General features: G+C 55.0%; 16 protein-coding genes, 1 tRNA gene and 1 pseudogene. 5 read left to right on the top strand and 13 right to left on the bottom strand.

Annotated features, from left to right (window positions below):
• Positions 1–53 precede the first annotated feature (53 nt).
• Positions 54–1,740: pseudogene (locus ACR3EJ_RS16085) on the top strand (chloride channel protein).
• On the opposite strand, the gene ACR3EJ_RS16080 reads toward ACR3EJ_RS16085, so the two are convergent.
• A complete protein-coding gene (locus ACR3EJ_RS16080) occupies positions 1,741–3,111 on the bottom strand; it encodes a DUF3179 domain-containing protein (protein WP_170543632.1) in 1,371 nt (456 codons plus the stop codon).
• Between the two features lie 316 nt (positions 3,112–3,427).
• On the opposite strand from ACR3EJ_RS16080, the gene speB reads away from it, so the two are divergent.
• Positions 3,428–4,399, top strand: a complete 972-nt coding sequence (gene speB, locus ACR3EJ_RS16075; RefSeq protein ID WP_170543634.1) for an agmatinase — start codon at positions 3,428–3,430, stop codon at positions 4,397–4,399.
• Positions 4,400–4,611: 212 nt separating this feature from the next.
• Here speB and ACR3EJ_RS16070 read toward each other — a convergent pair whose 3' ends face one another.
• The 10 genes from ACR3EJ_RS16070 to ACR3EJ_RS16025 form a co-directional block, all read right to left on the bottom strand.
• Positions 4,612–5,001: a VOC family protein gene (locus tag ACR3EJ_RS16070; protein ID WP_170543636.1), complete on the bottom strand. Its 390-nt coding sequence runs from the start codon at positions 4,999–5,001 to the stop codon at positions 4,612–4,614.
• Complete coding sequence (locus ACR3EJ_RS16065) at positions 4,998–5,312, bottom strand: ArsR/SmtB family transcription factor (RefSeq protein ID WP_170543638.1); 315 nt, start codon at positions 5,310–5,312, stop codon at positions 4,998–5,000. Before ACR3EJ_RS16065 ends, ACR3EJ_RS16070 begins: the two co-directional genes overlap by 4 nt.
• 165 nt (positions 5,313–5,477) lie before the next feature.
• Positions 5,478–6,698 (bottom strand): aminopeptidase P family protein, encoded by a 1,221-nt coding sequence (locus ACR3EJ_RS16060; RefSeq protein ID WP_170543640.1) that lies wholly within the window; start codon positions 6,696–6,698, stop codon positions 5,478–5,480.
• A 160-nt stretch (positions 6,699–6,858) separates the two neighbouring features.
• Positions 6,859–8,070 carry an ABC transporter permease gene (locus tag ACR3EJ_RS16055; RefSeq protein WP_010442568.1) on the bottom strand — a complete coding sequence of 404 codons (1,212 nt, stop codon included), beginning with the start codon at positions 8,068–8,070 and terminating at the stop codon, positions 6,859–6,861.
• Positions 8,071–8,075: 5 nt separating this feature from the next.
• On the bottom strand, positions 8,076–9,350 hold the full coding sequence (locus tag ACR3EJ_RS16050; protein WP_170476917.1) for an ABC transporter permease: 1,275 nt from the start codon (positions 9,348–9,350) through the stop codon (positions 8,076–8,078).
• Positions 9,351–9,420: 70 nt separating this feature from the next.
• On the bottom strand, positions 9,421–10,512 hold the full coding sequence (locus ACR3EJ_RS16045; protein ID WP_170476914.1) for an extracellular solute-binding protein: 1,092 nt from the start codon (positions 10,510–10,512) through the stop codon (positions 9,421–9,423).
• 102 nt (positions 10,513–10,614) lie between these two features.
• Positions 10,615–11,715 (bottom strand): ABC transporter ATP-binding protein, encoded by a 1,101-nt coding sequence (locus ACR3EJ_RS16040; RefSeq protein ID WP_010442565.1) that lies wholly within the window; start codon positions 11,713–11,715, stop codon positions 10,615–10,617.
• Between the two features lie 132 nt (positions 11,716–11,847).
• A complete protein-coding gene (locus ACR3EJ_RS16035; RefSeq protein WP_170476910.1) occupies positions 11,848–12,561 on the bottom strand; it encodes an aspartate racemase/maleate isomerase family protein in 714 nt (237 codons plus the stop codon).
• A complete protein-coding gene (locus tag ACR3EJ_RS16030) occupies positions 12,558–13,703 on the bottom strand; it encodes a M24 family metallopeptidase (RefSeq protein WP_170543642.1) in 1,146 nt (381 codons plus the stop codon). The genes ACR3EJ_RS16035 and ACR3EJ_RS16030 overlap by 4 nt, the downstream gene beginning before the upstream one ends.
• Positions 13,700–14,743 (bottom strand): pyridoxal-phosphate dependent enzyme, encoded by a 1,044-nt coding sequence (locus ACR3EJ_RS16025; RefSeq protein ID WP_170543644.1) that lies wholly within the window; start codon positions 14,741–14,743, stop codon positions 13,700–13,702. Before ACR3EJ_RS16025 ends, ACR3EJ_RS16030 begins: the two co-directional genes overlap by 4 nt.
• Positions 14,744–14,958: 215 nt before the next feature.
• Here ACR3EJ_RS16025 and ACR3EJ_RS16020 point away from each other — a divergent pair.
• Positions 14,959–15,044, top strand: a tRNA-Leu gene (locus ACR3EJ_RS16020).
• Positions 15,045–15,052: 8 nt separating this feature from the next.
• Here ACR3EJ_RS16020 and ACR3EJ_RS16015 read toward each other — a convergent pair.
• Together ACR3EJ_RS16015 and ACR3EJ_RS16010 are read right to left on the bottom strand one after the other, a co-directional pair.
• Positions 15,053–15,550 carry a hypothetical protein gene (locus tag ACR3EJ_RS16015; protein ID WP_170543646.1) on the bottom strand — a complete coding sequence of 166 codons (498 nt, stop codon included), beginning with the start codon at positions 15,548–15,550 and terminating at the stop codon, positions 15,053–15,055.
• Complete coding sequence (locus tag ACR3EJ_RS16010; RefSeq protein ID WP_170543648.1) at positions 15,543–16,304, bottom strand: response regulator transcription factor; 762 nt, start codon at positions 16,302–16,304, stop codon at positions 15,543–15,545. Before ACR3EJ_RS16010 ends, ACR3EJ_RS16015 begins: the two co-directional genes overlap by 8 nt.
• 612 nt (positions 16,305–16,916) lie before the next feature.
• Between ACR3EJ_RS16010 and ACR3EJ_RS16005 the strand changes: the two genes are divergently transcribed.
• Positions 16,917–19,328 (top strand): MSCRAMM family protein, encoded by a 2,412-nt coding sequence (locus ACR3EJ_RS16005; RefSeq protein WP_170543650.1) that lies wholly within the window; start codon positions 16,917–16,919, stop codon positions 19,326–19,328.
• Positions 19,329–19,459: 131 nt separating this feature from the next.
• Complete coding sequence (locus ACR3EJ_RS16000; protein WP_170543652.1) at positions 19,460–21,403, top strand: type I secretion protein; 1,944 nt, start codon at positions 19,460–19,462, stop codon at positions 21,401–21,403.
• Positions 21,404–21,410 lie beyond the last annotated feature (7 nt).

Below are 21,410 nucleotides of genomic sequence, written 5' to 3'. Positions count from 1 at the left end.
ACGTCGCTTACTAAAGGTCAGCGACCATTCTTACGCGATCCCCATGAGGGCCAATGACCCAGTCCACCCGCACTGTGCTGCGTAATCAATTCAATCAGGCGCTGTCGGCCCTGAAGGATGCTTGGCGCGTGATGCTCCATCGTGGTCCCAGCCAGATACAATTCTGGTTTATCGCGCTGATCATCGGGATCGCTGCTGGTTTCATGGCGCTGGGGTTCCGCATGTCCATCGCGTCGCTGCAAGCCTATCTCTATAGCACTGACAACATTCTTTTCCTTCATAGCCATGCTGAGAAACTGCACTGGTTCTGGATATTCATCACACCCGTCATAGGCGGATTGGTTGTCGGGGTTCTATTAAACCGATTTACAGATGATGGACGGGTACGTTCAGTCGCGGATGTGATTGAGGGATCGGCCATAACTGATGGGCGCGTCGAGAAAAAGGCCGGTATCGCATCATTCATTGCCTCGTTGATCACGCTAAGCTCGGGTGGCTCGACGGGCCGAGAGGGGCCAGTCGTGCATATGGCAGGGGTTATTTCGACCTGGGTCAGCGACCGCATTCGCGCAGATGGGATCACGGGGCGTGATCTTTTAGGCTGTGCTGTGGCTGCCGCTGTCTCAGCCAGCTTTAATGCCCCAATTGCAGGAGCGCTGTTCGCGCTTGAAGTTGTGCTGCGCCATTTCGCCGTGCATGCCTTTGCCCCTATCGTTATCGCATCGGTCGCAGGTACAGTGATCAACCGTCTGGCATATGGCGACGTGACCGAGTTTACATTGGACACGCCCGGTTCGCTGCAGTTTTATGTCGAATTGCCTGCCTTTCTGATCCTCGGACTGATCTGTGGGTTGGTATCGTTGCTGCTGATGCGCTCGATTTTTTTTGCTGAAGATATCGGCACACACATCCAAAATCGATTATCGCTACCAGGCTGGCTGCGCCCGGCAGTGTCTGGTGCGATGCTGGGTCTATTGGCGATCTGGTTCCCCCATATCATCGGCGTGGGTTATGAAACGACAATACGCGCCCTGACAGGTGACATAGTGCTAACAGCGGCAATCGTGCTGGCTGTTGTGAAAACAGTTGCAGTTGCCATCACCATGGGTGGGCGCATGGGGGGGGGGAGTCTTTTCCCCTTCACTGATGATTGGGGCGCTGACCGGGTTGGCTTTTGGTCTGATCGCCACCGGCCTGCTACCCGACGTATCGGGAACTCATACGCTTTATGCCTTTGCCGGGATGGGTGCCGTTGCTGCGGCGGTTTTGGGTGCTCCGATCTCGACAACGCTTATCGTCTTTGAATTGACCGGAGATTGGCAGATCGGCCTCGCTGTGATGGTTTCGGTCTCGATGTCCACAGCACTGGCCTCGCGTCTGGTGGACCGGTCGTTCTTCCTGACACAGTTGGAACGTCGCAATGTGCATCTGGCCGCCGGGCCTCAGGCCTATTTGCTGGCCATGCTGCGGGCGGGCACCGTGATGCGACCGCTTGGTGGCACCCGCTCAATAACGAAAGAAGAAGCGCAGGCGCTGATCGAACAAGGGCTTTGCGTCAAGGCCAGCGCCACGCTCGAGGCTGCCATGCCCTATTTTGATCGCGACGACATCCCCTGTATCCCGGTTGTCATAGTCGACGAAGAGGGGTGTGAGGATCCCGTCGGAGCGCTCTATCACGTCGACGCACTCAAGGCGTATAACCGCGCACTGGCCGCGACAGCGGCCGAAGAACACTCTTGATCAGCCGTCATAAACGCTGGCTGCATCACCCAGATAGTTATCCCAGGCAAACCAGTAGGAAATATGCCCGGCCACCCGCGGCAATTGCGTACCATTCGGGGAGACCAGCGCCTCTTCGGTGACGGTCCATTTGGTCCCTGCTTCGTCGAGCAGCCCGCCGTTCGGTGTTGCACGGAACTGATGCGGACCACGTTCGTACGCGCGCACGCTGCGTTTGTCTGGATCGCCCATCAGCATCAGGTTCCGACCGCCGATGGCATCATTGATGACCGGTTTGCCCTTAAACGCATCCAGAGGCCAGGCCCGCGCTGCGCCAAATTGGCGAACGGCAAACACATAGTCTTTTTGTCGATGCTTGGATTGATCGACCAGCGCAGGGAACATCAGATCAGGCGAGGCAAAATAGTCACGATACACGACACCTGATCCATAGTTGCGTCGATAACCAGTGTTCAGCGACAGCACCCGGGTATTGGGATGTGAGGCTTTCCAGCTATCCCAACGTGTAATCACCACCGGGCGCTGCCTAAGCTTGATCCCACTTTCTGCCAGCGGGCCTACAACAGGTTTGCCGGTATACTGGTTCCAGAGCGAATGCGTTTCACGATCGAACATCAACTTGTTTGAACGATAAAGGAAACCGGATGAACCAAAGATAAAGGGTTTTCGTCGCCCTGCGACCTGCGTTTCAAACAAGATTCCCGAACCGCAAAGTGTGCAGTAAGCCAGCGCAACCGGAACGCCGCCGATCACATCATTGAACATCTCATGCCAGCCCATGATCCGCAGAGGATAAGCGCGCTCGTCTTCGTTGATCGAAACGCCAAAGACCAAATCATCGTCTTTCAGATAATCTGCCTGCGTTGCTGAAATCAGTTTGGGATTATCCAGTGACGGGATGCCATCCTTGACCACGCCACCCCAGGATATCTCTTCCAGTCGGATCTTCATTTTGTCGCGTTTCAGATACTCAGGTCGCAGAAACAGGTCAAAATTCTGATCAATCCCCAATAGAACTTCGCGTTTGAAGGGCGCGAGTGACGGATGGGGAACAATCTGTGCGTTCCGTTCCTGCCATAGCATCCATTCGAACCAATCCGTGCCGTGGTTTTCTCCGGTCAAAGCTTCCATGACTTTGGCGATGTCGCGTACGCGACGTCCGCTGAACCGCATCGAAGTCAAAAGCGCTGGGACAACATCGGGGTTATCTCTCTCGGTCAGAAACTCCATACCGGCTTCGAATTCCGCATTATCTCCAAACACGGTTGAACGCGCGGCCTCATATACAGGGTCTTCCTGTGCCCACAGCGTTGTGGGCAAGACCATCCCAGCGCTAAGAAGTCCCGCAAAGCCTCGGCGAGAGATCGACATGGCATCCTCCGGTTTCGTTCGCGCCCATTCTGCCTGCAAACCTCTTCACATACACGAAACACCCGCGTGAGGCGTTCGTAACATCCCGAGTTAAAGAGGTCGGTTGTTGGTACTATGAAGCCAATTATTTCTTACGTGCCGCGACCTGACATTCGTAGCGACTTATTATTATGAACCCCCGAAACGTAATTTGGATGTTGGCAGGTTTCGTTGGCTCGACATCGTGCGTTTCTCTGCACATGATGCTCGACAAAGCTCTGGGTATCGGATTTTTTTCGATAACTGTTGCCGGGAAATACAAAAAGGAAAACACACCATGCAGGATCATGGCTATGAATCTGGCAGATTGAATCTACCGTTTGTTGGTATTTCTAGCTTCGCAAAATCACCATACGTCGCGGATTGGAATGCTATCGATGCAGATGTTGCGATATTGGGGGCGCCGTTCGACTTCGGGACCCAGTGGCGGCCCGGCGCGCGGTTTGGTCCGCGGGCCGTGCGCGAGGCCTCGACCCTGTTCAGTTTTGGTCATGCCGGCGCTTATGACCACGAGGACGATGCGACCTATTTGGATAGCGCGGTGCGGATGGTTGATCTTGGGGACGCAGATATTATCCACACCAAGACCGAAGAGAGCCATGCAAATATCGCTTATGGCGTAGGTAAAATCCTGCAGGCGAAGGCTATGCCCGTGACCATTGGCGGCGATCATTCGATCAACATCCCATGCATCAACGCCTTTGCCCAGGATTGTGCACAGAATGGGCCAATACATGTGGTTCAGATCGATGCCCACTTGGATTTCGTGGATGAACGTCACGGCGTTATCGCCGGACACGGTAACCCGATGCGGCGCGCGATTGAGAAAGATTATGTTTCGGGCATGACGCAGCTTGGTATTCGCAATGTATCCTCCACCGCGAAGGAAGGGTACGAGGACGCCCGTGCACGTGGTTCGGACATCTTGTCGGTAAGGCAGGTACGTAACCTGGGAACCGAGGCCGTGTTAGCACGCATTCCAGAAGGGGCGCGGTATTATGTGACGATCGATATCGATGCGTTTTGCCCTTCGATAGCCTCAGGCACCGGCACGCCCAGCCACGGCGGATTTCTATATTATGACGTGCTGGAGATTCTGCAGGGACTGGCCAAGCGCGGAAATGTTGTTGGCATCGATTTGGTCGAAGTCGCGCCTGCCTATGATCCCACCGAAAGCACCCAGATTCTGGCGGCGCAGTTGTTGCTGAATTTTCTTGGTTTCATCTTTCACGAACGCGCACAGCGATAGAAGATACGGCTTGTCACTTCGTCCTTTGCATTTCGTGGTGCATGTTCGGGCGAAACGCCTTGCTCTTAATAAAGCCGCTTCGAACAGAAGCTCCCGAAGGCTTCTTCGGGAGCTAACTATGTTGAATGTCCGCAGCGCTGTGCTTTGCCACCGATGATACGGGCTCAACAAATGCCCAGTTCATGGATTGATGGATATCTTATGCTTGCCGTTCAAACATGTAGTTCAACCAATTGGATAAGGTTTCCGCAGGTGTCATCAAATACAGCCATGGTCGCACCGCCAGCCTTCACAGGAGGTTGTGTGAACTCGACACCTTTAGATTCCAGTTTGGCAACTTCTGCATCGATATCTTCAACGCTGAACGCTGAAACGGGAATGCCGTCAGCCATAAGTGCTTCCTGATAGGCGCGCGAAGCAGGATGTGCATTCGGTTCAAGGCCCAACTCCACCCCATCTGAATCGTCGTCGGAGACCAATGTCAGCCAACGATATTCTCCGAGGGGAATATCATGCTTCACAACAAACCCAAGTTTGTTGGTGTAGAAATCGAGAGCCTTGGACTGATCATCAACAGCGATGCTTTTCATATACATTCTCATCTAGTGTCTCCTTGAGAATATAGTTCCACCCAGGGGTTGATTGCATCCGAAATTGGCGCTGATACAAGCGTGTGAATCTTGGTGCGCCCTCGCCAGGTCGTGGCGATGAGACCAGCCTGCTCCAAAGTGTTCAGATGTCTTGTGATGCCTTGTCTGGATATTGTGACTGAATGCTCTTCGAACAGTCTTGCGCAGAGCTCGAAAAGCGTCTGGTGCTCTCGTTTTCTCAACTCATCAAGGATCAACAAGCGCGTTGTGTCACCGAGGGCGCTGAAAAGAATGCTTAGCTGCGGGTCGAATTGAACGCTCATGCCGCATAATGCAACAAAATTGTTGCATGTCAAATCGAACCTGCGTTCGTGAAAATTGCAGCATTGTTTAAGTTCGGCTCGGAGCGAACAATGCGCTCCGAGCCTTTTTGTCGTTTGTCTGCGCTATTTTAGGTAATGGGCTGCTATTGCACCCCACCTGTTTCCTTACGCGCCGATGATGTTGTGGCCGGGGCCGTAGGGGAAACCGGTGATGTTTTCGGCCCCGTCCTCACCGACCACGAGGATATCGTGTTCACGATATCCGCCTGCGCCGGGCTGACCTTCGGGAATCCAAAGCATCGGCTCGATTGAAACAACCATGCCGGGCTCCAGCACCGTGTCGATATCCTCGCGCAGTTCCAGACCGGCCTCGCGCCCGTAGTAATGGCTGAGGATGCCGAAGGAATGGCCGTAACCGAACGAGCGGTACTGCAGCAGGCCCTCATCTGCGAAGAAACGGTTGATCTCAGCGGTGATGCCCGCGCATGTCGCGCCGGGTTTGATCAGGCTTAGGCCCAGCTCATGCGCGGCTACATTGGCTTTCCACAGGCGCAGGCTGTCTGCATCGGGTTCACCGAGGAACAAGGTGCGCTCCAGCGCGGTGTAGTAGCCCGAGATCATCGGGAAGGTGTTCAGCGACAGTATATCGCCCTTTTGCAGCGCACGTTTGGTCACTGGGTTGTGGGCACCGTCGGTGTTGAGGCCGGACTGGAACCAAACCCAAGTATCGCGATACTCGGCGTCCGGGTAGGCGCGGGCGATTTCCTCTTCCATCGCGTCGCGACCGGCCATGGCGATCTCGATCTCGGTCGCGCCTTCGCGGATGGCCGCATGGATGGCAGCCCCGCCGACGTCAGCGGTACGCGCGCCGCCTTTGATCAACTCGATCTCTTCTGCGGATTTCACCATGCGGGCGAACATTGTGTCAGGTGCGATGTCGATCAGTTCCGGCTGACCGAGCATGTCCAGCGCCGTGTTGCGCGCCGCCAAAGTCATGTGGTCGCCTTCAATCCCAATTCGTTTGGCCCCGTCGATCAGGCTGGCCACGGCACGCCAGTAATTGTCACGCTTCCAGTCGGTATAGATGACATTGTCTTCGACCGAGCGCCGCCACGGCTGGCCCGCATCGATATTGGCCGAGACGGTGGTGCAGGCGTCTTGCGTCACCACACAACCGTAAGGGCGGCCAAAGGAGCAGTACAGAAAACCAGAATAATAGGCGATGTTCTGCATCGAGGTCAGCAGGACTGCCGGGATGCCATGCTTGGCCATAATGGAGCGCAGGGCGCCAAGGCGACGGTCGTATTCGCCCTTGCTGAACGGAAGGGGGGCTTTGTCGCCATTGTGGCAAGTGAAGAATTCGGGGCGTTTTGTTGTGTCTGTCATCACAAGGTCTCTCATCTTTGCCGGGCGGCAAACCCGGCCACTTGTCCCGGCGTTCAGGACAGGCGGTCTCGGGTTCCGAGAGCCGATCATCCCAGTGCGTCCGCGACGCCATCGCGGCTGGGATGAACGGGTGAATCGTTAGATCACGCGCGGGCCTGCGTCAAGACGGGGAAAGCCCCCGCAGACGCTCGGACCGGCGGCGCAGCAATTCAACTGTGGTCAACAGCGCGATCGAGATCACAACAAGGATTGTCGCCACAGCCAGAATGGTCGGACTGATCTGTTCACGCAGGCCGGTGAACATCTGCCAAGGCAGGGTCTTCTGGCTGGCCGAGCCGACAAATAGCACAACAACCACTTCGTCAAACGAAGTAATGAAGGCAAACAAACCGCCCGAGATCACGCCCGGCAGGATCAAGGGCATCTGGATCTTGAAGAACGTCCGCACCGGACCTGCGCCCATATTCGCTGCCGCCCGCGTCAGTGAGCGGTCGAAACCGACCAGCGTCGCGGTCACGGTGATAATCACGAATGGAATTCCCAGAACGGCGTGGGCAAGGATGACTTTCACATAGCCAACGAAGTTCTTGTTCATGCCCAGCGTGCCCTCCATGAAGCGACCGATATCGCTGTAAAAAAAGAACATGCCGGTGGCCGAGATGATCAGTGGCACGATCATGGGTGAGATTAGAATGCCCATGATGGCGCGCCGGCCGGGAACATGGCTCTGGCTGAGGCCGATGGCTGCCAACGTACCCAACGAAACCGAGATGATTGTCGCAATCGGGGCGATGATCAGCGAGTTCTTGAAGCTGCGCTGCCATTCATTGTTGGTAAAGAAGTCGCGATAATGCTTCAGCGAATACCCTTCGGGGTCCAGACGCAACATTTCCGGCGTGAAGGTAAAGAAGTCCTGCGCGTTGAACGACAGCGGCAGCACCACGAGAATCGGGGTGATCAGGAAGACAAAAATCGCACCGCAGATCACCCGGAACAGGTAGTGATAGAACACTTGTTTCGGAGTCAGGTACGGCAACAATTTCTGACGATAACGGCCTTCGTACAGCCAATAGATAAACCAGACGAAGAACCATCCGCCCAGCAGGCCAAGAACGCCACCCATCGCGCCAGAGAACAGAAAACCGATAATGCCAAAGCCCAGAATGTTAATCCAGCGGGCCAATTTCTCATTCTTGAGGACTGTGATGTAGATCCAGGCCACGGCTGCGATCAGAGCAGCCCCACCTATTATGCCGAGCAGTATCGACCCATTGCCCGCGCCGACAAAGATACCGGCGAAGGCTCCAGCCAGCGCGACGCTGGGTAGGACCATTGAAAGTGGTTTGCGGGATATCGGAGTAAGTGCGGCCATGTCGATTATCCCAGTTTCACGTTATCAATGCCGACGATCTTGTCGTAGCACCAGTAGAGCAGCATAACGACCGCCAGAAGGATCGTCCCCAGTGCCGCTGCCAATCCCCAGTTCAGCGAGGACGAGATGTGGTAAGCGATCCGGTTCGAGATGAAGACACCCTTGGTGCCGCCGACGATTTCGGGCGTGATATAGTAGCCAATCGCCAGAATGAACACGAGGATCGAGCCGGCGCCGATGCCCGGAATGGATTGCGGGAAATAGATGCGCCAGAAGGTCGTCCAGTTGGTTGCGCCCATGGATTTTGCAGCACGGGTATAATAGGGCGGAATGGTCTGCATCACCGAATACATTGGCAGGATCATGAACGGCAGCAGGATATGCGTCATCGCAATTATCGTGCCGAATTGGTTGTTGATGATCACTAGTCGCGCGTCATCAGCCACCAGCCCAAGCCAGACTAGCGTTTCGTTGATCACGCCTTGTTGCTGCAGCATCACCTTCCAGGCTGATGTCCGTACCAGCAGCGAAGTCCAAAAGGGGAGCAGGACAAGGATCATCAGCAGGTTCGAAACCCGCATCGGAAGTGTCGCCAGCAAATAGCTAACTGGGTATGCCAGCAGGATACAGGCTCCGGTAATCACCAGCGACATGAAAAGTGTTCTGCCGAACAGCTTGATCAGGATTTGTTTGTCTTCGGGTTGAGACTGCGCCCCTTCAGGCGTGCGGCGCATGTCGACCGCGTTGAGGAAATAACCGTTGGTGACAGCAGGAGAGTGCGTCTTGATCACCGCCCAGGTCTGCGGTTCGCCCCAACCGTCATGAACCTCAATCACCTGGTCCTTGAATGGGCCATCGGTTTCGGGGTCCATCTTGCCTAGCTTCCGGCCTGAGCGGCGGAACATTGAAGACATGCCTGTCTCTTCGTAGTTCAAACGCGAGCCCAATCGGGTATGTGTCTTGTTGTCTACGGCCACGACCATGTCACGGACGAACGCATCATATACTGCCTCGTCCGGCAGTTCGCCGCTGGTCTCATCCCAGTTCTTCAGTGCCTCAACCGTAAGAGGCAGCGTTTCCTGCACGATGCTATTTTCAACCGAACGGAACAGCATCGAAGCAATCGGCACGATGAACGAGAACAAAACAAACAGCAGCAAAGGGGCCACCAGCATCAAAGCGCGCAGCTTTTGCCGCCGCAAAGAACGTGCAAGCGATTGCTTGAGCGGTGTTCCGTCCGCTGCCAGCATAGGTCCGGCGTTTTGGCTAGCGTCAGTCATCGGTGCCCCTTGGGTTTTCTTTGGTCCGGGGGCGGCGCACCGCCCCCGACTGTGTCAGGAAATTAGCCGCTTATTGCGCCAACCACGCCTGGAATTTGGCGTCGATGTCGTCGCGGTAGTCCGCCCAGAACTCGTAGTTATACAGGAACGTGTTCTTCGCGTTTTCCGGATCGGTTGGCATGTGCGGTGCCATGTCGATGCCCAGTTCGGCGTGCTGACCCACCAGCGGTGCCGACGAAGCACGGGCCGGACCGTACGAGATGTACTTGGCCTGATCAGCCAGACGCTGAGTGTCGGTCGCGAACATGATGTAGTCCAGCGCGCGCTGCTTACGCTCATCGCTTAGGCCAGCAGGAATGATCCAGCCGTCCAGATCGAACACTTGTGCGTCCCACAGCATCGCTACGGGCTGCTTCTGCTCTTCGATCACGCTGAACAGGCGGCCGTTATAGGTCGAACCCATGACGACTTCACCATCAGCCAGCAACTGCGGTGTGTCCGCACCGGCAGACCACCAGACTACGTTGTCCTTGATAGTGCCCAGCTTGGCCAGCGCTTGCTCCTGACCTTCCGGAGTTGCGAGCACGTCATAGACGTCATCCTTGGCGACGCCATCGCAGAGCAGGGCCCATTCCATGTTGTTGATCGGACGCTTTTCTAGCGAACGCTTGCCCGGGTAGTTTTCAAGATCGAAAACAGCGCAGATATCGCTGGGCGGGTTGTCCCCTACCAGATCGGTACGATAGCCGAACGTGGTCGAATAAACGATCTGAGGAATAAAGCAGTCGCTCACAAGCAGGTCGCCGAAGTCGTCCGCAGCCGAGGTGCCATCGGGTGCAGGGGCCAGCATGGTGTCAGGGTCGATTTCCATCGCCAGACCTTCGTCGCATAGACGGATCGCGTCCGCCGCAACCACGTCAACCACGTCCCAAGTGATGTTGCCCGCTTCGTTCATCGCGCGCAGTTTGGCAACCGCTTCGGCTGAACTGTCATCGTTCAGGATGGTGACGCCGGTTTTTTCTGAATAGGGCTCGTGATAAGCCTTCAGCTGCGATTTGGAATAGGCTCCGCCCCAAGAAACGATTGTCATCTCTTCAGCAGACACCCCGCCAGCCGCTGTCGCCAGCGCTGCTGCGGTCAGCAGTGTTTTGGTTGGTTTCATGTGTTACTCCCAGTACTTCCCGTTTATCATAGTGTCAGCTGACGCACGGGTTTTCGCCAGCCGGTCCCTCGGTGAAACCGCGCTTGTGCCGCGCGGTTTGGTCTATGCGTCGAGCGCACGACAATCCTTGGCCAACCAGCCGATATCGATCTCTTGACCGGGCTGTAGGCGAACGGCATCGGGGGCGTTGCGCGTCTTGACGATGAACTCGTCATTCCCGGCCACCGACATGCGGAAGCGGAACACGTCACCCATATAGATGAACTCTTTGACTGTGGCCTTTAGCGTATGTGCGTCTGCATGCAGTCGGTCTTTGTTGAATTCCACACGTTCGGGCCGAATCGAGACCTTGGTCCGTTCACCCGGATTATGCACGTTGATCGGAACTGCATCGATTTCCGATCCGTCATCCAACTGCACAAGACAAGTGTCACCGTCTATCGATTTAACAACGCCTTCTAGTGTGTTGTTTTCACCGATAAATTGTGCAACGAAGCTGTTTTCAGGTTCTTCGTATAGTTGATCCGGTGGCGCCAGTTGTTGAATGCGGCCATCGTCGAATACCGCCACGCGGTCGGACATGGTCAGGGCTTCGGTCTGGTCATGGGTCACGTAAACGGTTGTGATACCCAACTCATGCGCCAGACGGGTAATTTCGAACTGCATATGCTCACGCAGTTGCTTGTCGAGCGCGCCCAGCGGTTCATCCATCAGAACCAATTCGGGCTCGAACACCAGTGCTCGGGCCAGGGCGATCCGCTGTTGCTGACCACCAGAAAGCTGCGCTGGACGGCGGCCGCCAAAGGCGCCCATCTGGACCATATCCAGAGCCCGTTTAACTTTCTCTTCACGCTCAGACTTGCCAAGCTTGCGAACCTCAAGCGGGAACGAGAGGTTCTCGGCTACGGTCATGTGCGGAAACAAAGCATAGTTCTGGAACACCATCCCGATACCGCGTTTGTGCGGCGGAATGTTGTTGATAGGTTTCCCATCCAGAAGAATTTCGCCATGTGTGGCGGTTTCGAATCCGGCAAGCATCATCAAGCAGGTTGTTTTGCCTGAACCGGACGGCCCGAGCATAGTCAGGAATTCGCCCTTTGGCAGTGCCAGGTTGAGATCTTTAACGACGAGATTCTCGCCGTCATAAGACTTTTGCACGCGTTGAAATTCGACAAACGCAGCGTCGCTATTTGTGTCGGTCACAAGACCCCCTGTTGCGTCAATTGACTATCCGGTTGGTCCGGATTTCATTGATCTTCTCGTGTATTAAACCCGAGGCTAACAAATGGTCGCAAGCCCGTAAAGCAAATGGATTACTGATAACGTCGCTTTTGCCTAGTTTTGCGACATGTTCAGCTTCTTCATATGCCAGGCTAAGCTTTGATTGCTTGAAAGAACCGGTTTGCGGATCACCTTTTCGATCCGGGGAATCGCAGCAAGGGTTCGCAGGTTCGTACAGCTCAAGAACACCGCATCGACGGCTGAATCAGAGCCCAGACGGATTGCGGCTTCAACCACAGATTCGGTTGATATACGCACCACCTTGGCTTCTTCTGCCTCGCCAAAAGTGCCGAATACATCCATCGTGATTCCCTGATCCGCAAATGCGCGACGCAGCGGGGTGTTCACTTCTTCTATGTACGGGGAGAGCAACGCAAACTTCGATACCCCTCGATCCTCGGCGCAAGCTGTCGCGGCGCGCAAAGGATTCGTTACCGTTTGAACATCACAGGTCTGCTTGACCATTTTCTCAACCTGATCCGACCCGATGACTGAGCTGGCGGATGTACAGCCATATCCCACAACCCGATATCGCCGTGCCTTGGGCAGCAAATCGGCCGCTGCTGGCAGGTCGGTTTCCATCTGCGCTAGAGTATCAGTGTTAACCTCATTCCCACTGGGTATGCGGCTGACATAGAGTGGGCTTTTGTCATTGGCGAAAATTGTACGAAACTCAGGCTCGATTGTCTCATCCGTCTGTAGCACGATCAGGCCCATTGGCACCGCTGAGGGATCATCCGCATCTAGGATATAGGGCAAGGTGCTCATAGCTCAGGGATCTCCGGTCCGATGCGCGGGCTTAGGAATTCAGGCGCGCCATCGGTGATCAGGATGTTTTCTTCATGAACGAGGATCTTGTCGTTCACGGCGATGCCTGGCTCCAGAGTTAACACCATCCCGGCCTCCAATTCTGTATGGTCATCAGGGATAAGCGAGGGCCATTCAGTCAGTGACATCCCCAACCCGTGGCCCAGTCGACCAGCATCCGTACCAACACCTCCGTCAGTCAAGATTGCATTCATGGCATGAAACAATTGCGACGCGGTGGCACCGGGACGAGCTTGTTCAAAGGCGGCGTCCGATGCTTCGATCAGCCGCGAATGCGCCGCACGAACGGGCGCGCTTGCCGGACCGACCGACCAGTTGCGATCATAATCACAGAAATATCCATCGCGTACGAGGCCTGTATCCAGCATCAGAACATCACCCGACCTAAGTGGCGTTTGACTGGCAGGGGAGATCACGTCTGTGTACCCGCCTTGCTCGGCACCGCCGGCCAGATAGGGAACCCAGTCCGCGCCTTCCTCAAGGCAAAGCATCTGAAAATGTCGAAAAACCTGATCGAGCGGTGTACCGGCCGAGGCAATTTCCGGCACCCGTGCAAACGCGCGCGCGCTGATTTGACAGGCTGCTCGGATCTTGGCGACTTCGGCATCCGATTTCGCCATGCGCAGCCCCCTTAGGATGCCATGGTCCCCGACAATCTTGCGCCTTCCTATAGCTGATTGGAGGCGTCTTAAATCGGCCAGAGGCATGCGCAGATGAGTCTCATGCCCATCGGGGCAGCCGATTTCATCGCCCTCGGCCGTCAATTCGCTCAGCGTATCCGCTAGCAAAGATACCCCGTCATCTATTAGATCGGGTGCACTCCAGGTGCGAATGTCATCAATCCAAGTCTGCGCCATGAGCGCGGCACCAATGGAGGGAATTACTGCAACCGGTTTACCGGTGGCAGGTACAATCAGAAACCAGGGTCGGGTCGGGCTTTCCCAGAACCGAGTGAGATAGCCGGTGAAGTATCGTAGTTCGGGCTCCGTTGTCAGCAAAAGGGCTGCAAGACCTGACTGCTGCATCCGCGTTTGAGCGCGCGCAACCCGAGCCTCGAACTCTGCCGGAGCGAACCCAATCATGCCGGTTGCTCAGTCAACATGCACAGAACCTTTGCATCGGGGCCAATTTCCAAACCGGTGCGGCTGGCGTCGTTCAAGACAGCGGCAATTCCAGCGCCTCCCGAGGCACTGGTTTCCAACCCTGCCTCTGCCATGACAGGTAATTGGGCTGCTACGTCAGTGTCGCTGATGGTAAGAAATGCATCAGCATCCCGCGCAAGCCCATTCAAAGCAATAAGCGACGGTTCTTTGCAATCCAACCGACCCATGATGCTGTCTGGCCCATCTGCAAAAACGCAGTGCCCGGCCTCGATGCTGGCCTGAAGCGCGGGGGCGGACGTCGGCTCCACAACAATGATCTGTGGTTCGTCACCCCAAACCACGCGTGCATAGGCGGCAACAGCGCCAGCCATGCCCCCGACACCGGCTTGCAGCAGAATATGCGTGGGCGCTTCGGGGCATTGCTCGGCTGCTTCGACAGCCATTTGTAGATACCCTTCCATCAAAAGATGTGGGAGTTCGGTGTACCCGTTCCAAGAACTATCCGAGAGCAGGGTCCATCCATTTTCTTGCGCGGCAAGGTTGGCGGCCTCCATGCTTGCTGCGTAGTCCACCCCAGCCCGAACCACCTGTGCGTTTTGCGCGCGCAGACGTTCGGCAAAGCTCTCGGGAACGGTTTCCGCAATGTAAACCACCGCATCGGCCCCGAAGACACGAGCACCGGCGGCCATACTCATCCCGTGATTGCCCGCGCTTGCCGTGACATATGTACGCCCTTTGAGGGTGTCGCTGCCTGGTTTGTCCGAAGCCTCGTTCGCCTGACAGGCAATAACATAAGCAGCGCCCAGAGCCTTGAACGATCCCAGACCCATGCGGGGCCGTTCATCTTTGACCCAGAGGCTTGCGACCGGTGCAATCGCTGATGCATCAACCAAGGGCGTTGGCTCAAAATCCGGGCAGAACGAACGGTGCCGCCCCAGTCGAACGGTTTCGACTGACGGGTAGGGGGCCTGATCTGCAAGCTTAGATCCGTTTCGAAACGGGTTGCTGATTATCTTCATTCTTCGCTCCCTGACCGGTTTATGCGCAGACGTGAACGAATTGCCCGAACCCTGTCAAGTAAAGCGTTTCCTTGACACGTCCGGTCCTGAATTTTGATCGCACCGACATTCGAATTTATGGATCAATCCATTGAGTATCTTTTCAATCGTTTTGGTTGCTTGTAAGAGATTGCCTAGGTCATCAGTGTGGTTTGAATTTATCGCTCAGGTGATATGCGGGCGTGATGGAATGGTAGACATATCGGACTTAAAATCCGAAGGCCTTAGTGCCGTGTGGGTTCGAGTCCCACCGCCCGCACCAGTTGAGCTTCAGACCGGGAAACCCAGCCGGGATATCAGTTTCCAGATGTCTTTGTTCGCGTCCGAAAGCTGAGAGACGACATCCTCGATTTCTTTCATCGCTTTGTCATCCACCGTATCTTCCCGCCCTAATTTAATATCAGTTTTGCGATCCGCGATTCTCATCAGGATGGTCTTGGGATTTCCGCTTTCCTGATCAAAGGAGTAAATGCAGTGGTTGTACTTATTCCGGATGGAGGACAAGCGAGACAATCGCTGGGTGTGTTCAAGGATCTGATCACGGATTTCAGGCGCGCGACCTTCCATCTTCGCAAGACGCTCGACCAGATCGATGCGGGCTCGCGTCGTGTTCAAAGTCAGGAAAATGATCACTGCTACATCTTTGTTGGCCTCGGTTAGCCCAGCAATGAGGTGGATCAGAAGGCTTTCGGTATTTGTCCACATGTAATTGAGGCGACCCACCAGAAGGATGAGCCGGTCAAATCGGGTTTCGAAAGCCTCATCCAACGGCTGCGCTACGCGCTTCGTTCGGCGCGACCTCGAAATAGAAATGAGCGGCCTCGGTCCGGTTGCTCACATCGATTTTGCCCGAAACATTATGCATGTGCAGTTTGACTGTATGTTCAGTAATGCCCAGCCTGGTCGCAATCGTTTTGTTGCTTTGGCCCTTGGAAACAAGCCTCAAAACTTGTTTTTCCCGGCGTGTAAGCTTTGCGTATTGCAGTAGTTTGTCGGGTGACCGAGTCCTGGTCGCAGGCTGTTTTTCGATTGGTACGTCCGCTGCGCCTGGCGATGCCGCCATAATGTCGGCCAGAAAACAAGGCAGGTGCAGTTCCTCATGCATGAGAAGCCGCAATATCGCCCGCCACACATCCGGAGCGACGTTCATCGGCAGAAATCCGATGTTGCCAAAACTCGTGCGGTCCCAGTGTTCGAACAATATCCGAGCGGGGCTTTTCTTGCGATAGGCGAAAGCAAGGCAGCCGTTTCCTGTAACACGCGAGTAGTCGGCAGGCCGCGCCAACAGATCTTCGAGCATCATCTGATCCACGACAATGATGCGCTCAGACGGGGCGGAGTTCTCATTCTCGGCCAGTAGATCATCAAGGCTATCATATCTTGATGCACGAACGCCGAACTCGTTTTGAACACTTCTTAGAGTTTGGTTTGAATAGAACAGTTCCTTGCCGATAAAAATGATCGACAGTTCTTCGGGATATTCAATCTGGTCACGGGCGTCTTCTTGCAATGAAATATTCATTGATCTTCCCCCCACTAATACAAACGCCGCCCTCTGAATCTTAAAATTGGTTACAGAATTGGGTGACGCGAAACATAAACTTTGAACTCAAATAGTACTTTATCATAGCTGAAAGTATGTGTTTCAGCAACCAAAGGCGCGTTCTGCAAGGCCGTGTACTAGAACCTTTGATCAGGTTTTGCACGTCTGCTTTTGGCGTAACTTTATGAAATAAAAGCGGTAATAATCCTATTTGCTTTTCATGATTGTTTCCACGCCAATTTTAGCGCGAAATAAGTCAGATTTATAAAAAAAATACAACAGAAACAAGTTGTTACGCAAAACAATGCTTTCGACCAGCTATTCACACCGCGCTATGGCTGCGACCATGCCCGGGCTTCAATTTGTGAAGTGATCTTGAACCTGACGTGCCTGCGGTCCGCGTATTTCAGCGAAATCCCCGTGGTCATGGAATCGGCTTAGCCGAGAAAGGGGGGCAAACCAAACAGAAGACCTTCACTGCCGCGCGAGTGTCCAGTTTGACGCTCTGTGCGCGACGTTTGTTTTAACCGCGCCAGTAACCGCTTTGTAGATGAATGGCGGTCGGGTGCTTCCGTAAAAGTGGAATTTATTATGAGACGCCAGCCTAATCAAACGACAACCGTAACAACAGTTGATGAAGTCCAAATCGACGATCTGGACGCCGATTTTGATACTGATATCGCGGTAGACGAAGCAAATATCGAAGCGGACATCAACGCTCAACAACAGCAACAAGAGCAAGATGTTGATAATTCTGCGAACAATTCTGACTCACAGGACCAAGATCAATCACAACGCTCAAGAAATGATAATGACAACGATCAGGATCAGCGCCAAAACCAAAATCAGAACCAGCAAAACACCAACGGTGGAGAAGACAATAACGACAATGACAACTCGAACCACAACGAAGTGAACATCGACTTCGGTGGTGGCGAGTGGATTCCGCGCGATGACGACAAAGTAGATGTCGATATCGAAGATATTGATGGCGATGTAGGCGACGTAATCACCGCAGGTGACGACCTGGATTATGATCCCGGTGATGATATCAACATTGATATCTCACAAGATGGCCCAGGAAACGACTTCGCATCCATCAACAGCCAGTACGCGAGCCTAGAGGATAACGACTCACTAGATAACGCATCGGTATCAAATTCAGGTGACTTTAGCCAAAGTGGCAACGCTCATGGAGGTGAGGCCTACGCGGAAGACGGTATCGACGTAAATAACGATGGTGGCGACTCGGGTGATGGCGGAGAGAGCTATGGAGGTGATGCCGATGGCGACACCAGCGGCAGCCATTCGTTTGCACTCGGTGGTCATTCTGGAAACGCTGATAGTTCGGCGTCTGGTGGTGATGGCGCATCTTCGGGTGATGCCTATAACGCAAGCCTTGGTCTTGGTCTTTCCGGTGCGCACTCCAGCGGTGACAGCACCGGTGGCGATGGCGGTGACGCCGATAGCGAGTCCAATGCGGATAACTACGGTGAAGCAAGCGCAGACAGCGACTCGACCGGTGGCGACGGTGGTAACGCTGAATCGTTTGGTCTTGGTCTCGGCCTTGCTCTGTCCGGTTCGAACGCTGATGGCGATGCAGATGGTGGTGATAACACCTCAGGCGCGCTGGCTGCTGGTCTCGGCCTAGCAGGCAACGACTCGTCAACCGGAGATGCTGATGGTGGAGATGGTGACGCTGAAAATGACGGTTCGGCTGACAACTCCAGCGAAGGAACCAACGAAGCTAACGAATCTTCCTCTGGTGGTAATATTGGTCTGGGTCTGGCGGGTGCGGGTGCACTTGGCCTGAACGATGCCGATGGCGGTAGCGGTTCTGGCGGCGAAGGATCAGGTGGTGAAGGCTCTGGCGGCGAAGGCTCAGGCGGCGAAGGCTCTGGTGGCGAAGGCACAGGCGGTTCCGGCACTGGTGGCAACGCCAACGGTGGTGATGGTACCGGTGGAGATTCGGGCTCTGTAGAAGAAGCCTTCCCATTCCCGGTACTCCTTGTCGAAGAGGAAGATCCAGACGGTGAAGAAGAAGCTGCAGCTGGTAACTCGAACGGTACCGGCGGTGACGGTGGTACTGGTGGTACTGGTACCGGTGGTACGGGTACTGGCGGTACTGGTACCGGTGGTACGGGTACCGGTGGTACGGGTACTGGTGGTACAGGTACTGGTGGTACAGGAACCGGAGGCGCAGGTGGCGGTTACGTAGACACGGATGCGGCAGCGCAAGGCGTTGGTGACCAAGATGCCGCTGGTCCGGTAATCACGCAGTCACCCGGTGACGTCGACGGCTCGGCCGATAACGATCAGGACGTTGATGGTTCCGGTGGTAACGGTGGAACCAACACAACCAATGGATCTGCTGACGCCAGCGGTGATGGTATGGCAACCGCCGAAGGTACTGGTGGTGCAGGCGGAACAGCCAACCCCGAGTCAAGCTCGGCGGCAAGCGGCGCAGGTTCTGCTGACGCAACCAACGAAGCCGGAAACGGTGGCGATTCCGAAGCGTGGTCCGATGCAGCCAATGACGGTTATGCAGAAAGCCTTGCCGAAGCGATTGCCGGATACGGTGGTGACGCGTCATCTGACAATGATGCAGACTCGTCGGCTTCGGGTGACGCAACCGGTACCGCGACGTCTGGCGCCGGTGGTGCAGGCGGTGCCGCGGCATCGACCGGAGGAACCAGTGGTGATGTCATGGGCTCGTCGACTGGTGGTGCAACCACGGGTGCAACGAATACCGGTGGCGAAGCGTCTGGTGCCTACTCTGGCGCTGGCGGTGCTGGCGGTGACGGCGGTATGTGGGGCTCGGACAACGGTGGCGACGGTATCGTCAACGGTGAGTCTTATGCATCCGCAGCTGCGGTAGTTGACACATCTGCCTTCAACCAATCGATCGTCATGGGTGCCAACGTGCTTGGTAACTCGGTCGACACGACCATGGTTGGCGGTTCGATGACCTCGACTTATTCGAGCGACGACACCGAGGTCTAAGAACCTATTCGCGGGGGCCGCATTATCGGTCCCCGTTCATTGAAACCGCTGAGGCCGCGTCGAGCGGCCTCGGCCCAACATATCCCGAACCGGAAATTTTTGGGCCGGTAAGGGCGTAAGGGATCATCGAAATGTCATTCGATAGTGTTACAGAAAAGATTGCACACTTTATTGGAACTTTTGATCTCACGATTGAAAAAGCCCGGCTGAGGGATCAGTACGAAGAGTTCACCGCCGTCAGACGCAAGGCGGAACTCGACGAACTGGAAGAGCCCGCAAAAATCCGGGTCAAAGCAGATCTTGAATTAGACCCGGGCAAATTTGGCCCGCTACCCTATGGGTTCAACAACCCCCCGGCCACTCCTGAACTTCCACCACTGGTTGACGGACCGGATATTCAAACGGCCATCACACTAGCGCCACCACTCACTGACGGTCCACCGTTGCCTGAGACGACCACCGGCATCGGCGCAACGTTTATAATCGAACAGAAGCTTGAAATTGTGACCGAACTTATCGGTTCGGCAGTAACCTATACATTCCAAAACATTTTCCTACGCGACAATGATGTCGTGGGCGAAGGGGACTTTCGCGACGTCGACCAACTTATCGCCCAGGCAGAAGCAGCAGCGCAGGTTGCGGCCTCGATGCATGGGTTTGCCGTACCTTCATTCTCGATCTCCGACTATCTGTCTATCGAGTATGTGGAGGCATTGGCCGCAGAGATGCTTGCACCGATCAATGTCGAAGTTGAAGGTGCGGTTGTTTATCAGTTCCACGGTGAAGACGCCATCGGTGTAATCGTCAATGGTGAGTATGTGGACGAAGCCCCGGTTTGGGAGGACCTTTTGCCCGAGCATCACAGGCCCGACGAAGAGGAAGAGGATGAAACGCCTGATGCGATGCCCGCGGAATGGGATCAGGATGAGGATTCTGAATTTGCAGACGGCCACACGGTGATTGCAGGCGGCAATCTTGCGATCAACGAAGTGAACGCAACTGTAGCGTGGGTCGACGCGCCCTACATCGCCGTGGGTGGTAAATCGATCGAGTTGGCCATGATCAGCCAAGTTGCTGTTGTATCGGACACGGACAAAGGCACGAATGGTGACTCGGGCACCAACGTGGTGCACTCTTCGACAATCGAGGTCGAAGGTAATTCCGCACCTTGGTTGATGCAGGGGGCAAACGACGACGCTCCGGCATTCATACATGTTGATTGGATCACCACTGACCTGATCGTCGCTAATTTTGTGAAGCAGAACATTGATGCGACAGATATCGATCACATTGATACCGAGATCAACGCGACGACGACGCTCTATGCACTGGGCGACAATGAGTTGGTGGATGTCACCAATATCCTCCAGCTTGGCAGCTACTACGATCTGATCATGATCGAAGGCGACATGATTACGGTCGATGCCTTTATACAGACCCATGTCTTGATAGATGATGATGTGATCACGGGCGGCTTGCCGGGCCCGATTGATGGATCGGATGAGAACCTCGTCATGAACGAAGTCGCGCTGACGAAAGAAGGCGAAGACACGCATCAAGAGATGCATAGTTCAATGGCCGAAGCGATGGCCTTTGGCGAAGACGACATGGCGTCCTTGGAAGAGGCGCTGATGAACGATCCAATGTTCGCCGGGATGGAACAGATGCGTGTGCTCAAGGTCGACGGATCGCTGGTGCAGGTCAATGTCGCCGAGCAATCGACCATGCTTGCTGATCAGGATGACGTACATCTGCATGGCCCAAACGCCGATGAGACCGAAGTGGTGGCGGGCAGTAATGCGATGCTCAATGCCGCCCATGTCACCAAGGCGGGTGTGGATTCAGTCGTCATGGCTCAGGACGGGGCCTTTTCTGATCTATTGCTACATCAAGCAAGCCTGATTGATATGCCGACGAACGAGGACATCGCCGAGATGACCAATGAGGCGATCGCCGCCATTATGGAAGAGGCAGGTATGCCCGGTTATGAAGGCGGTATTGGCCCTCAGGGCAACGATCTCACGCCCAGCGAATTGGCGAATTCCTCTGATGGCCTGCAAACCATGCTGGCCTGATTTTCCC

Source organism: Ruegeria sp. AB11 (assembly GCF_056536325.1).
The sequence above is the reverse complement of the archived record's forward strand: the minus strand, read 5'-3'. Positions and strand labels throughout refer to the sequence as shown.

Coding starts and splice junctions, on each gene's coding strand:
- ACR3EJ_RS16080 (WP_170543632.1), bottom strand. CDS start 3,111: ATGTCGATCTCTCGCCGAGGCTTTGCGGGACTTCTTAGCGCTGGGATG.
- ACR3EJ_RS16070 (WP_170543636.1), bottom strand. CDS start 5,001: ATGAGAATGTATATGAAAAGCATCGCTGTTGATGATCAGTCCAAGGCT.
- speB (WP_170543634.1), top strand. CDS start 3,428: ATGCAGGATCATGGCTATGAATCTGGCAGATTGAATCTACCGTTTGTT.
- ACR3EJ_RS16065 (WP_170543638.1), bottom strand. CDS start 5,312: ATGAGCGTTCAATTCGACCCGCAGCTAAGCATTCTTTTCAGCGCCCTC.
- ACR3EJ_RS16045 (WP_170476914.1), bottom strand. CDS start 10,512: ATGAAACCAACCAAAACACTGCTGACCGCAGCAGCGCTGGCGACAGCG.
- ACR3EJ_RS16000 (WP_170543652.1), top strand. CDS start 19,460: ATGTCATTCGATAGTGTTACAGAAAAGATTGCACACTTTATTGGAACT.
- ACR3EJ_RS16050 (WP_170476917.1), bottom strand. CDS start 9,350: ATGACTGACGCTAGCCAAAACGCCGGACCTATGCTGGCAGCGGACGGA.
- ACR3EJ_RS16025 (WP_170543644.1), bottom strand. CDS start 14,743: ATGAAGATAATCAGCAACCCGTTTCGAAACGGATCTAAGCTTGCAGAT.
- ACR3EJ_RS16005 (WP_170543650.1), top strand. CDS start 16,917: ATGAGACGCCAGCCTAATCAAACGACAACCGTAACAACAGTTGATGAA.
- ACR3EJ_RS16010 (WP_170543648.1), bottom strand. CDS start 16,304: ATGAATATTTCATTGCAAGAAGACGCCCGTGACCAGATTGAATATCCC.
- ACR3EJ_RS16060 (WP_170543640.1), bottom strand. CDS start 6,698: ATGACAGACACAACAAAACGCCCCGAATTCTTCACTTGCCACAATGGC.
- ACR3EJ_RS16030 (WP_170543642.1), bottom strand. CDS start 13,703: ATGATTGGGTTCGCTCCGGCAGAGTTCGAGGCTCGGGTTGCGCGCGCT.
- ACR3EJ_RS16035 (WP_170476910.1), bottom strand. CDS start 12,561: ATGAGCACCTTGCCCTATATCCTAGATGCGGATGATCCCTCAGCGGTG.
- ACR3EJ_RS16055 (WP_010442568.1), bottom strand. CDS start 8,070: ATGGCCGCACTTACTCCGATATCCCGCAAACCACTTTCAATGGTCCTA.